Origin of the sequence: Dryocola baronae, from assembly GCF_051297175.1 — a bacterium.
GTDB lineage: Bacteria > Pseudomonadota > Gammaproteobacteria > Enterobacterales > Enterobacteriaceae > Dryocola.
In genome coordinates this window covers 1,572,208-1,585,699 of sequence record NZ_JBINNY010000001.1, presented here as the reverse complement: position 1 = coordinate 1,585,699, position 13,492 = coordinate 1,572,208, and the positions used below count along the sequence as shown (strand labels likewise).

Annotated in this window: 10 protein-coding genes; 4 read left to right on the top strand and 6 right to left on the bottom strand. The window is 55.7% G+C overall.

Annotated elements, in window-relative coordinates; genetic code table 11:
• Positions 1-16: 16 nt before the first annotated feature.
• Positions 17-1,231, top strand: coding sequence for a phosphoadenosine phosphosulfate reductase (locus ACSPHG_RS07440; protein WP_435952852.1), 1,215 nt, complete (start codon positions 17-19; stop codon positions 1,229-1,231).
• A complete protein-coding gene (locus tag ACSPHG_RS07435; RefSeq protein WP_435952851.1) occupies positions 1,228-1,860 on the top strand; it encodes an IbrB-like domain-containing protein in 633 nt (210 codons plus the stop codon). The genes ACSPHG_RS07440 and ACSPHG_RS07435 overlap by 4 nt, the downstream gene beginning before the upstream one ends.
• Before the next feature lie 3 nt (positions 1,861-1,863).
• Here ACSPHG_RS07435 and mgtE read toward each other — a convergent pair whose 3' ends face one another.
• The 6 genes from mgtE to ACSPHG_RS07405 all read right to left on the bottom strand — a co-directional run bounded on the left by mgtE (position 1,864) and on the right by ACSPHG_RS07405 (position 9,217).
• A complete protein-coding gene (mgtE, locus tag ACSPHG_RS07430; RefSeq protein ID WP_435952850.1) occupies positions 1,864-3,291 on the bottom strand; it encodes a magnesium transporter in 1,428 nt (475 codons plus the stop codon).
• Between the two features lie 135 nt (positions 3,292-3,426).
• On the bottom strand, positions 3,427-5,073 hold the full coding sequence (locus ACSPHG_RS07425) for a multidrug ABC transporter permease/ATP-binding protein (RefSeq protein ID WP_435952849.1): 1,647 nt from the start codon (positions 5,071-5,073) through the stop codon (positions 3,427-3,429).
• Positions 5,074-5,147: 74 nt separating this feature from the next.
• Positions 5,148-5,789, bottom strand: a complete 642-nt coding sequence (gene alkB, locus ACSPHG_RS07420; protein ID WP_435952848.1) for a DNA oxidative demethylase AlkB — start codon at positions 5,787-5,789, stop codon at positions 5,148-5,150.
• Positions 5,789-6,859, bottom strand: coding sequence for a bifunctional DNA-binding transcriptional regulator/O6-methylguanine-DNA methyltransferase Ada (gene ada / locus ACSPHG_RS07415; RefSeq protein ID WP_435952847.1), 1,071 nt, complete (start codon positions 6,857-6,859; stop codon positions 5,789-5,791). Before ada ends, alkB begins: the two co-directional genes overlap by 1 nt.
• Before the next feature lie 82 nt (positions 6,860-6,941).
• Positions 6,942-7,982: an FAD:protein FMN transferase ApbE gene (gene apbE, locus ACSPHG_RS07410; protein WP_435952846.1), complete on the bottom strand. Its 1,041-nt coding sequence runs from the start codon at positions 7,980-7,982 to the stop codon at positions 6,942-6,944.
• 131 nt (positions 7,983-8,113) lie between these two features.
• The gene (locus ACSPHG_RS07405) at positions 8,114-9,217 is read right to left on the bottom strand and encodes a porin OmpC (protein ID WP_435952845.1); all 1,104 of its coding nucleotides are present in this window, start codon (positions 9,215-9,217) and stop codon (positions 8,114-8,116) included.
• Positions 9,218-10,087: 870 nt separating this feature from the next.
• On the opposite strand from ACSPHG_RS07405, the gene rcsD reads away from it, so the two are divergent.
• Both rcsD and rcsB read left to right on the top strand, forming a co-directional pair.
• Complete coding sequence (gene rcsD / locus ACSPHG_RS07400; RefSeq protein WP_435955965.1) at positions 10,088-12,730, top strand: phosphotransferase RcsD; 2,643 nt, start codon at positions 10,088-10,090, stop codon at positions 12,728-12,730.
• Between the two features lie 16 nt (positions 12,731-12,746).
• The gene (gene rcsB / locus ACSPHG_RS07395; protein WP_435952844.1) at positions 12,747-13,397 is read left to right on the top strand and encodes a response regulator transcription factor RcsB; all 651 of its coding nucleotides are present in this window, start codon (positions 12,747-12,749) and stop codon (positions 13,395-13,397) included.
• The last annotated feature ends 95 nt before the right edge of the window (positions 13,398-13,492 follow it).

Below are 13,492 nucleotides of genomic sequence, written 5' to 3'. Positions count from 1 at the left end.
GCCCTGGCCCTTATCTATGTCATCGCGAAAAATTCCGCTTCATCAAAATGTTTTCCAGGCCTCGCAGGATCGACTGAATTGGATATTTAATAATTTCGATCGCGTGTGCGTGTCATTTTCTGGTGGCAAAGATTCCACGATCTTGCTTCATCTCACCGCACAGAGAGCGCGTCTTTTAAAAAGACGCTTCAGCGTGCTGTTCGTTGACTGGGAGGCGCAGTTTAGCCACACCATTTCCCATATCGAGCAAATGCGCGAGCAGTATCAGGACGTTGTGGAAAACTTCTACTGGGTGGCGCTGCCGCTTACCACCGCCAACGCCGTTTCGCAGTTTGATCCTCAGTGGGTGTGCTGGCAGGAAGGAGCGGCATGGGTACGCGAGCCGCCGTCCCACGCCATAACCGATCCTGCATTTTTTCCCTTTTATCGCCACGCAATGAGCTTTGAAGACTTTGTCAGCGAGTTCTCCGAATGGTTTTCCGACTTACGCCCCGCAGCCGTGCTGATTGGCATCAGGGCCGATGAGTCCTACAACCGCTTTTTATCCATCGCCTCGGCTAAAAAACTGCGTTTCGCCGACGATAAACCGTGGACCACCGCCACCCCCAAAGGACATGCCTATAACGCCTACCCGATCTATGACTGGAAAACGGCGGATGTCTGGACATGGTTTTCACACACGGGCGAAGCCTGTAACGGCCTATACTCGCTCATGTATCAGGCGGGCGTGCCGATGCGCTACATGCGGGTTTGCGAACCTTTCGGACCGGAACAGCGACAGGGGCTTTGGCTGTATCACGTTCTGGAACCCGAGCGCTGGGCGCTGCTTTGCGCCCGGGTAAGCGGAGCGAACAGCGGGTGCCTGTATGCATCCGGCAGCGGGGATTTTTACGCCCGCCGCCAGATAAACAAGCCGATACATCTGACCTGGCGAGAATATGCCCTCGCCCTGCTCGACAGCATTCCGTACGCAACGGCCGAGCACTACCGCAACAAAATCGCCGTTTACCTGCACTGGTATCAAACGCGAGGCTTTCCGGACGACATTCCCGACGAGCAGGAAAAAGATACCGGCAGCAAAGATATCCCGTCGTGGCGGCGCATCTGTAAGGCCTTGCTTAGCAACGACTACTGGTGCCGCTCGCTGTCATTTAGCCCTACAAAATCAAGCAGTTACCAACGTTATCATAAGCGTATGCAGGAGAAGCGAGAGCAATGGAAAATCCTATGACCGAAGAACAGGTACAGGCGGCGTTAAAAAATCTCTTAGCCTCGCTTGAGGGCGAGCAGCGCGTTGAGGCGATTAACCGCCTGAGGATTACCCTGCACGCGTTCAGCCCTTTCCAGGACGAGCCGGTAGACTGCGTGACGTGGGTGAAGACGCAGCAGATTTCCTCGAACGACTACAATCCCAATAACGTTGCGCCGCCAGAGAAAATGCTGCTGGCGACGTCGCTTGAGCAGGACGGCTTCACCCAGCCAATTGTGGTCAGCACCGCTGCGCAAACGGGCAAATACGTGATTATCGATGGGTTTCACCGCTACGAGCTAAGCAAGAAAACGGCGGAGCTGAAAAAGCGCCTGCTGGGCTATGTGCCCGTGGTAGTGATGACGCAGGGGAATGACAGCAAAAGCCGACGCATCGCCGCAACCATCCGCCACAACCGCGCCCGCGGAAGGCATCAAATCAATGCGATGGCCGAGATTGTGCGCGAGCTTTCCCTGCTGGGCTGGAGCGACGAGAAAATCAGCCATGAGCTGGGAATGGACGCCGACGAGGTGCTGCGCCTCAAGCAGGTTTGCGGCCTGTTCGAACTGTTCAGCAACCGACAGTTCTCCCAGGCCTGGACGGTGAAGTAGCGCTTAAAGCAGGAAGATTGTCGCCAGTCCGAGGAAGATAAAGAACCCGCCGGTGTCGGTCAAAGCCGTGATCATCACGCTCGACCCCACCGCCGGGTCTTTGCCCAGCCGCGTCATGATCATTGGGATAAGTACGCCCATCAGCGCCGCCACCAGCAGGTTTAAGATCATGGCAAGCGTCATTACGCCGCCGAGAGCCGGGTCGTTATACAGCAGCCAGGTTACCGTCCCCATCACCCCGCCCCAGACGATGCCGTTTATCAGCGCAACGCCCAGCTCACGCAGGACTAAAAACGAGTAGTTCCCGGCCTGAATGTGCTGTAGGGCAAGCGCGCGAACGATCATGGTTATGGTCTGATTGCCGGTGTTGCCGCCGATGCCCGCAACGATGGGCATCAGAGAGGCCAACGCCACCAGCTGCGAGATGGTATGTTCAAACATGCCGATCACGCGCGAGGCCACAAACGCGGTGCATAAATTAATAGCGAGCCACGCCCAGCGCGCTTTTACCGCTTTCGATACCGGAGCAAAAACGTCCTCTTCGGCGCTCAGGCCACCCATGCGACGCAAATCGCTATCCGTTTCTTCGTAAACCACGTCAATGATTTCATCGATGGTCAGGCGGCCCATCAGTTTACCGCTGCTGTCAATAACGGCGGCGCTGACCAGGTTATCCCTTTCAAACGTGCGCGCCGCGTTCTCGTCGTGATCCTCCGGCGCAAAGCAGGTCGGGTTATCGTCCATAACCTTAAGGACAGGTGTTTCGGGCGCATGCAGCAGAATGGTGGTTAGCTTCAGCTCGCCAAGCAGGGTTTTATCGCGGGCGGTGACGAAAAGTTTATCGGTGTTCTGGGGCACCCTGCCGCGAATACGCAGATAACGCTGCACCACCGCGAGGGTGACGTCCGCGCGCACGGTAATCACCTCGAAGTCCATCATGGCGCCGACGCTATGCTTGTCGTAGTGCAGCACCTTGCGAACCTGCGTGCGCTCGTCCTGCGGGAGCGTTGCCAGCAGGCGGCCCATCAGGTCGCGCGGCAAATACTGGGCGAGGTAAATCTGGTCGTCTATGTCGAGCGGGCGCAGGGCCTTCAGCAGCTCTTTATCGCTCATGTCCTCGATCAGATCGTCCCAGACGGTTTCCGACGCCTCGATCAGCACCTGCCCGCGCTTTTCCTCTTTGACCAGGCTCCAGAGCGCATGACGCTCTTCGGAAGGGAGCGCTTCGAGCACGTCCGCAAGGTCGGCAGCCGGCAGCTTTTCGACCAGCGAAACGATCTCGGCAATATCCTGTTCGGGCGTATGCGCGTCGGGCGTGGGCAAACGCCCAAGGATCCCGCTTGAAACCGCTTTATTAGTGAGAAGAATTTGCAGGATTCGCGCACGGTCTTGCGCACGCTGTTTGGTGTTGTACTTCGGAGTGGCTGACATCTGGCGTTTTTCCCTGATAACGACGAGGTTAGTTATAGCGTGTAGACGCAAGGAAAACAAAAGGGATGCGGGTAAAAACAGTAGGGTGAAAGACGAATTCGCCTATCCACCCTACTATTGTGGCGTATTGACCGATTAACTGCCGGTTCTCGCCACCGCATCGCGTGAAGCGCTGTCGCGCTCGAGGCCGGTAAGCTCGCTCAAAAGCCCCTGGCGCATTTCAAGCAGCCGGTCGGCATGAATAAAGTAGTGGTCGTCGTGGCTGATGGCGAAGATGGTTTTGCCCATCTGCTGCATCAGCGGCAGCAGCTCCTGGTAAAACTCACGGCGGAAGTGCGGGTCCTGATCCGCCGCCCATTCGTCGAGCAGGATAATGTCCCTTTCCTCCGCCAGCGCCAGCAGCAGCGCCACGCGCTTGCGCTGCCCTTTGGATAGCTTGAGGTTGAGGATTTTGCCGTTATCGAGCTTCAGCTTTTCACTCATTTTCAGGCGCTCAAGCCAGCTTGCGACCAGCTCCGATTTTGCCCGTTCGCCCTGCTGGCCCAGTAAACGGTCAAACAGCCAGACATCGGTGAAGACCGCCGAGAACAGCTTGCGGTAATCGTCCAGATTACCGGCGTCAACCTGCTTACCGTCGAGGTAGATAGCCCCCGAAACTGGGTGATAAAGGCCCGTCAGCAGCATCGCGAGGGTAGATTTACCGCTGCCGTTGCCGCCGATCAGGAAGATCAGCTCGCCGCGTTCAATCTTTAGGTTTAGCGGGCCAACGGCGAAGGCGTTATCGCCATATTTGAACACCACGTCGCGCAATTCCAGAGTCTGCCACTGCCCTGCTTCCTTCGAGCGAGGGAAAGCAGCCTCATACGGCGCAAGCTCGAACTTTCTCAGCTTGTTAAACGCCACCTGAGCGCTAAGCAGCGTCGGCAGCGCGCCCACGGCGGAAAGCATCGGCGTGCGCAGGAAAAGCAGCGTCAGGGAGAACGTTGCCGCCACGTTGGTATCCGACCAGCCGAGGCTGTTCGCCATCCAGAACACCAGGCCAATCACGCCCAGCATCATAATGTTCGACCAGTTCACCGCGCTCAGGTGGAAGGTATCGGCGCGAATGATGTGGTGACGGTAGTCGCTGGCGTGCGGAATATAGGTATCTTCATATACGCGTTCCGCGCGTTCACGGTTGAGAGTCAGCTCTTTGCGCCCTTCAATTACCGTCTGGTAGTCGTCATAAAGCTGGTCTTCAATTTCACGGAGCTGCGCCATGTGCTTATAAACGCGGGCCACCAGCAGGTAGCCGCCGAATATCGTCACCGCAACCCAGATAGCGGTCACGCCAAGCATTTTCGGGGAAAGCCACGCGAGATACGCCGCGGAGCCAAAGGTGAGAATAATGCCCTGCACCAGCTCAGGCAGGCGGACAAACGCAATGGTGATGTTTCGCACGTCGCTGGTCAGCCCGGCCAGCAGCGCGGCGCTGCCCAGCTGTTCAACGCGTTCAACGTGGGTGTCCATCAGGCGTTTGATAAATTCGCTGCGCAGGCGGAAGACGAAATGGTGGCCAAGCGTGGTCAACGCGAGCTGCGAGCCCAGCGTGACGGCCATCAGCAGGAGCAGCAGGCCGAGGAATTCGGGCAGCACCGCTAATGAGATATCCGGAGTTTCAATCAGCCGCTGGTTGATAAAGGCAATCAGGCCGATGCCCAACGCCGCGCTGGCAAGGCTTAGCGCCATCACCATTAAAAAAGGCCAGCGATACTGCCGGTAAACCACCTGTAAAAGTTCCATCGCTCACTACCCGCTAACAAAAACAGCGAGCAGTTTAAACGGCAATGCTTCCACAGCAAGAATAATTCTTATTTTTATTCAGTACAGCGGAAAGTGAGGTTGTAGCGCACTTCGCCGGTAGCCGGATGATGCCCGGCCTTCAGCGGCAGAATGCCGTGGTAGAACAGGCGCGACGGGCCGCCCCAGACCACCACATCGCCATGTTCAAGCATCACGCGCACCAGCGGATCGTTACGCTTCAGGCCGCCAAACTGGAACACTGCGGGCAGGCCAAGCGACACGGAAACGATAGGCTGCCGGAGGTTTGGCTCGTCTTTATCCTGATGAAGGGAAAGTTTTGCGCCCGGCGCGTAGCGGTTGATAAGACAGGCATCCGGCGTAAAGCCGGGGTAACCCGCGGCCTGCGAAGCCGCATCCGATAACGCGCGAAAAGCCTGCGGCATTTCCGGCCAGCGCCGGCCGGTTAGCGGATCGTCCGGCGAGTATAAATAGCCGTGCGGGTCCGTCGTCCAGCCCCTTGCCCCGCAGTTGGTCATCTCCACCGACATCGTATAGCCGCCCGGCGTCACCATCTGGCGGAACGGCGAGTGGGACGCGACGTGCTCGATTTGCTGGATCAGCTCGCCTGCGGCGGCGCGTGCAAAACGGCGCAGGATCACGGCCCCCTCTGCCAGCGGCTCCTGCCAGGGCGTTTCATCAGCAAACAGGTCCAGCATTATTCTTTCCTCTGTGCAGCCTCGATATTCAGCAGCTGCTGTTTTCGCTCCACGCCCCAGCGGTAGCCGGAAAGCGCGCCGTCGTTGCGCACAACCCGATGGCAGGGAATGATTACCGCCAGCCGGTTTGCCGCGCAGGCACCCGCGACCGCCCGCACCGCGCCAGGCTTGCCGATGCGTTCGGCAATCTCCCGGTAGCTGGCGGTGCTGCCGGGCGGAATAGCCCGCAGCGCCTGCCAGACCTGCTGCTGAAACGCGGTGCCCTGGATATCAAGCGGCAGATCAAAATGGCTGGCGGGATGTTCCAGGAAGCTGACAACCCGTGCGACGCGTTCCGCAAAACCGGCATCATCAGCAATTAATCGCGCATTCGGAAATACAGTCTCCAGCTCCGCGATCAGCGATTCAGGCGTGCTCCCCAGAAGGATAGCGCAAATTCCGCGCTCGCTTTCGGCGACCAGAAATTCGCCGAGCCGACAGGTGCCGACCACAAAGCGGATTGCCGCCTGCCTGCCGCCCTGCCGATACTGGCGAGCCGTCATACCCAGCGCGGCATCGGCCTGCTGATAAAAGTGGCTGCCGGACTGATACCCGGCGTCAAACGCGGCGCGCGTTACCGTTTCGCCCTGCGCCAGTTCGTCGCGCAGCCGCCCTGCCCGCATGGCTTTCTGCCAGGCGTTTGGCGTCAGGCCCGTGACGCTTTTGAACAGACGATGGAAATGAAAGGGGCTCATAGCCACCTGCGCCGCAAGCGCTTCAAGCGTGACGGGATCGGCGCTCTCTTGCAGAATGCGGCAGGCTTGGGTAATGCGTTCTGCGCGCTGGCGTTCAGGGGCAAGTTTGTCCGGCTGGCAGCGTTTACAGGGGCGGAAGCCGGCGGCCTTCGCGGCTTCCGGGTCGGCAAAGAACAGCACGTTTTTGCGCAGCGGACGGCGCGCGCTGCACGACGGGCGGCAAAAAATCCCCGTTGTTTTCACGGCAAATACAAATTCGCCGTCTGCGCGCCCGTCACGGGTTTCCACGGCCTGCCAGCGGCTATCGGCTGCGGGAATGTCACTGATGGTTTTCATGACTGGCTCCTCTGTTTTGCTGTCACAGGCTAACTGTGACAGCATCGCCGCTGCGGAAAACCCACATTCTTGCTTTCTAATTTTACTCGTTTTGCAGGAAAGTTTTAAACTGCGGCGACATCCACGTCGTAAATCCCTCGCCCTCTTTGGTGATGAGATAGACCGCCAGCCCCTCTTTCTCCGCCACCCGTTTCGCTTTTTCGGTGCCTAAGACCATCAGCCCGGTATCCCAGCCGTCGGCCTCCATCGCCGTGGTGGCAATGACCGTTGCGGAGACCAGCCTGTGTTGAATAGGCGCGCCGGTGACGGGATCGATAACGTGCGACAGGCGCTTGCCTTCCAGCTCGTAATAATTGCGATAGCTGCCGGAGGTGCTGATGCCGTGCCCGTTCAGATCGACAATCGCCTGAACGGCGTTTTCCCGATCGGTTGGCTTTTGGATAGCCACGCGCCAGGCCTTACCGTCGGGATTGGTTCCGCGCGTCACCACCGCCCCGCCCACGGAAACCAGATAGCGGCTGATGCCGTTGTGCTCCATCAGGCGCGCAAGATGATCCGCAGCGTATCCTTCGCCAACGGTCGAAAGGTCGACGTACAGGCCCGGCAGATCTTTTTGGAGCCACTGCTGCCCGGCCTTGTTAATGACTTTCAGGTGATGTAAGCCGGTCAGCGCTTTCGCCGCGTCGATTTGCGCCTGGTCAGGCGTTTTGACCGGCTGCTTGTCCGGCCCGAATCCCCATAAATTGACCAGCGGGCCAACGGTGATATCCATCGCGCCGTCGGTTTTCGCGCCGATGCGCAGGGACAGGGTCACGATATCGCTCATCGCTTCCGTCACCGGATACGGCTCGGTGCTGCGGGACTGGTTAAAGCGGGACAGCGCGGAATCGGATTTGTAGGTTGAAAGCAGGCGATCGTCGCCGTCGAGCTGGGCCTGAATCTTGCTGCGCAGCGCGTTCTGGTCGGCATCGTCTACACCGGCCAGGCTAACGCGCCAGAAGGTGCCCATCGTTTTACCTTCCAGCACAACGCCTTTGCTGGCGGTCGCGGATTGATTGTCGCATCCGACAAGCGCGAGCAGCGCCACGGCAAGCAGGCCACGGCGAATAAAAGGGTATTCCATCGTTTTGTTTCTCCCGTTTTGAGGCGCAAGAGTATACCAAATGACGAAAGCGATGAGGAAAAGCGCGGCGTTGTTGAGATTGCAGACACAAAAAAGGCGCCCGGAGGCGCCTTTTGCAACGAGGGTCGGAATTAGAACTGGTAAACCAGACCAACACCAACGATGTCGTCGGTACCGATGCCAGCGGCACGGGTGAAGTTGTTTGCGTCAACCAGGTTGATTTTGTAGTCAACGTAGGTGGACATGTTTTTGTTGAAGTAGTAAGTGGTACCCACATCAACATATTTCAGCAGATCCTGGTCGCCGTAACCTTCGATGTCTTTACCTTTGGACTGCAGGTAAGCCACGGATGGGCGCAGGCCGAAGTCGAACTGGTACTGTGCAACCACTTCGAAGTTCTGTGCTTTGTTAGCATAGCCGTATGCAGCGGAAGAAGAGTTACCGCCGAAACGCGTTGCGTTGTAAGTCTGGGTGTACTGAGCGGCCAGGTAGACGTTGTTCGCGTCATATTTCAGACCACCGGTATACGCTTCAGCGCGGTCACCGTTACCCAGTGCTGCGGTGTTGTTCTGATCCCAGGTACGCTTGGAGGAGGACATCGCACCACCTACGCTGAAGCCTTCGCCCAGATCGTAAGTCATGGACAGACCGTAACCGTCGCCGTTCTGTTTCAGAACGCTACGACCGCCGAAGTCTTCACCGCTGGTGCTGCCGTTTTTACCCTGGTACTGAGCCGCAAAGTTCAGGCCGTCAACCAGACCGAAGAAGTCGGTGTTACGGTAAGTTGCAACGCCGTTAGCACGGCTGAACAGGAAGTTGTCAGCGCCGTAGGTGTCGCCGCCGAACTCAGGCAGAACGTCAGTCCATGCCGCTACGTCGTAGATTACGCCGTAGTTACGACCGTAGTCGAAGGAGCCAGCATCACCAACACGCAGACCGGCGAACGCCACACGAGTCCATGCGTCGTTGTCGCTTTCAGAGGTGTTGCCCTGAATCTGGTATTCCCACTGGCCGTAACCGGTGATTTGGTCATTTACCTGAGTTTCGCCTTTGAAGCCCAGACGCATGTAGGTTTGGTCGCCATCAGCGCTCTTGTCGTCAGAGAAGTAGTGCAGGCCGTCAACTTTACCGTACAGATCTAATTTGTTGCCGTCTTTGTTATAAATTTCGGCCGCATGAGCGGAGCCTGCTACCAGCAGAGCTGGAACCAGGAGGGACAGTACTTTGACTTTCATGTTATTAACCCTCTGTTATATGCCTTTTTATATGCCACTGCTTACTGATTACCCTCTAATCAGTCGGCAAACTCATTGTCCAAAACAAATACAGATTAATCCAATAAGAATATGATACGAAAACTATATAGATGTTTCATTTATCTATATAGATGTATCAAAATGTATATTTCGGGGAACTTTTTTTAGCACGAATTGCTAAAAATATAAGCATGAATAATCAAAATAAATATCAGATTTAATAAAATCAATGAGTTACAAGCATAACAACCATGTAGCACTGAATGACAAAATATTTCCCGTATTTATGTATAAAATACATCCCGCTATCATCATTAACTTTATTTATTACCGTCATTCAGTTCTGAATGTCTGTTTACCCCTATTAGTGCCGGATGCTCGCATCCGGTTTTTTTTACCCTTCTTTACGTTACTTGAATATTCTTGTGCTACACGCACAAAAAACTAACGACTATTAATTAATCAGCCCCTCTTCTGACTACGATGTAACCGGTCTCTGGGAATTTTCTTAGTCCATATAATCCCCTCGATCAACTTTTCCAAAATTAATAATTGTACAGCCGTGATTATTTTGTACAAAAACACCTTCAAAAAAGCCCCGTCGTCTTCCCGTTTTGCTCGCGCCATTTGGCTAATTATCAACGACCTGGCAATGTGTCCGTTTCACCTTATAATCCATGTGAATAAAAGAGAGACGATGACGCCAGCGCCCGTTACAGGTATTCTTAGGTCGGGTGCGTTTGAAGCATCACTTACAGCCACAGCGCCTGCAGTCGCCGGACGTGGTCATTTTTCCACAGTGGCGAACGTTCGCCGGGTTACGCGCTAATAATGAGTCAGTCTGACGGCATGATCCCTAACAAATTTTCCCTTATTCCCAGCAATATCACGCGCTTCTTCCTGCTGCTGATCGTCGTGCTATTGGTTGCTATGGGTGTGATGGTACAGAGCGCCGTTAACGCCTGGCTGAAAGATAAGAGCTATCAAATTGTCGATATCACCCATGCGCTGCATAAACGCGTGGATACCTACCGCTATGCGACATGGCAAATCTACGACAACGTTGCCGCAGCACCTGCCTCCTCTGCCGGTGACGGGCTACAGGAAACGCGCCTACGCCAGGACGTGTATTACCTTGAGAAGCCGCGCCGCAAAACCGAAGCGTTGATCTTCGGCTCCCACGACAGCTCGACGCTGGAAATGACGCAGCGCATCTCTACCTATCTGGATACGCTGTGGGGCGCGGAAAACAGCCTCTGGTCGATGTACTATCTGAACGGCCAGGACAACAGCATGATTCTGGTCTCAACGCTGCCGTTAAAAGATCTCTCGTCCGGCTTTAAAGAAACCGGCGTGGGCACGATTGTGGATTCCCGCCGTGCCGAAATGCTCCAGCAGGCGAACGCATTGGATGAACGGGAAAGCTTCTCCCCGCTGCGCCGCCTCGCATGGCAAAACGGGCATTATTTTACCCTGCGCACCACGTTCAACCAGCCGGGCCATCTTGCTACGGTAGTCGCGTTCGACCTGCCGATAAACGACCTCATCCCGCCGACCATGTCGCTGGACAGCTTTCAACTTGAGCCTGACGACAGTCTGAACTCGGCGCAGGCGGGTGATAAAGAAGGCCCGGACAGCGTAACCATCAACTTTAACAGCGCCCGCATCGAAATAGCCTCACCGCTCGCCAGCACGCATTTGCGCCTTGTCTGGCAGGTGCCGTTCGGCACGCTGCTGATGGACACGCTGCAAAATATCCTGCTGCCGCTGCTGTTGAATATTGGCCTGCTGGCGCTGGCGCTGTTTGGCTTCACCACCTTCCGCCAGCAGGCGCCACGCTCTTCCGAAGCGCCAAGCGGCAACGGTGAGCTACAGGTGCTGCGCGCGCTGAACGAAGAGATCGTCGCCCTGCTGCCGCTCGGCCTACTGGTACATGACCTGGACGCCAACAGAACGGTCATCAGCAACAAAATTGCCGACCACCTGCTCCCCCATCTCAACCTGCAAAATATTATTGCGATGGCCGATCAGCACCAGGGCGTTATCCAGGCCACCATTAATAACGAGCTTTATGAGATCCGTCAGTTCCGCAGCCAGATTGCGCCGCGCACGCAGATTTTCGTTATCCGCGATCAGGACCGCGAGATCCTGGTGAATAAAAAGCTCAAGCAGGCGCAGCGTCTGTACGAGAAGAACCAGCAGGGCCGCGTGGCCTTTATGCAGCACATTGGCGAAGCGTTGCAGCTGCCGGTGCAGAATCTTGCGAAGCATGCCGCAGAGTTCAACACGACGGAACACAAACAGCTGGCAAACGAGGCGCAAACCATCGCCCGGCTGGTTGATGAAATTCAGCTGCTGAATATGCTCGAGGCAGACAGCTGGAAAACGACCGCGACCCACTTCACCATTCAGGGGCTTGTTGATGAGGTCGCGCTGGAAATGCTGCCGGTCATCAAGCGTAAAGGCCTACAGCTGCTGATCAATAACCATCTGCCTGCGGATGAAGAGCGCCACGGCGACCGAGAAGCGCTGCGCAAAATCCTGCAACTGCTGCTGCACTATTCGGTCACCACGACGCAGATTGGTAAAATAACGCTTGAGATTAGCGAAGAAGAATCGGCGCCTGAACGCCTGCTGTTCCGCATTCTGGACACCGGCGAAGGCATTTCCAACGATGAAATCGATAACCTGCACTTCCCGTTCCTCAACGAAACCAGCGAAGACCGCTACGGTAAGGCCTATGGCCTGACGTTCTATCTGTGCGATCGGCTGTCGCGCAAGCTTGGCGGGCATCTGAATATCAAAACCCGCCCTGATATTGGTACGCGCTACAACCTGCACGTCAAAATGGCCGCCGATCCGCAGCCGGTGGATCAGGATGAAAAGCTGCTCGATGAAGTGGTGGCGATGCTGGATATCACCTCTAACGAAGTGCGTAACATTGTTACCCGCCAGCTCGAAAACTGGGGGGCGAACTGCATCACGCCGGATGAAAGATTGGCCAGTCAAGAGTTTGATATCTTCCTGACCGATAATCCGTCTAATCTTACATCTTCAGGGTTGCTTTTAAGCGATGATGAAAACGGAATGCGGAAAATTGGCCCAGGCCAGTACCGCGTTAACTTTAATATCAGCAATGCGATGCAGGATGCCGTGCTAGGACTGATAGAAGAGCAGCTGGCGCAGGAAGAAATGCCCGACTCGCCGTTGGGCGGAGACGAAAACGCGCAGCTTCACGCCAGCGGCTATTACGCGCTCTTTGTCGACACAGTACCGGAAGATGTTAGGAGATTGTATACTGAAGCCGCGACCAGCGATTTTGCTGCGCTGGCACAGACGGCGCACCGCTTAAAAGGGGTGTTCGCTATGCTCAATCTGGTACCCGGCAAGCAGTTATGTGAAACGTTAGAGCATCACATTCGTGAAAGTGATGCTGCCAACATACAAAAATATACCAGCGATATTGACGCTTACGTCAAGAGTTTGCTGTAGCAAGGTAGCCTATTACATGAACAGTATGAACGTAATTATTGCCGACGACCATCCGATTGTCCTGTTCGGCATTCGTAAATCACTCGAGCAGATCGAGTGGGTGAATGTTGTCGGTGAGTTTGAAGACTCCACAGCCCTGATCAATAACCTTCCGAAACTTGACGCGCACGTGCTGATTACCGATCTCTCCATGCCGGGAGACAAATACGGTGACGGTATTACGCTGATTAAATACATCAAGCGTCACTTCCCGAATATTTCCATTATCGTTCTGACGATGAACAACAACCCGGCAATTTTAAGCGCCGTGCTGGATTTGGATATCGAAGGGATTGTGCTGAAGCAAGGTGCGCCAACCGATCTGCCTAAGGCGCTCGCCGCGCTGCAAAAAGGTAAAAAATTCACGCCGGAAAGCGTATCCCGCCTGCTGGAAAAAATCAGCGCTGGCGGTTACGGCGACAAACGCCTTTCGCCGAAAGAAAGCGAAGTGCTGCGCCTGTTTGCCGAAGGTTTCCTGGTGACCGAGATTGCCCGTAAGCTGAACCGCAGCATCAAAACCATCAGCAGCCAGAAGAAGTCAGCGATGATGAAGCTGGGCGTTGAGAACGATATTGCCCTGCTGAACTACCTTTCATCCGTTAGCCTGTCCCCCGCGGATAAAGACTAATCTGCCTATACGTCGGGTGGCGCTTGCGCTTACCCGACCTACTAAGTACTTAAGCGTATATGTCGGGTGGCGGCTGCGCTTACCCGACCTACGCC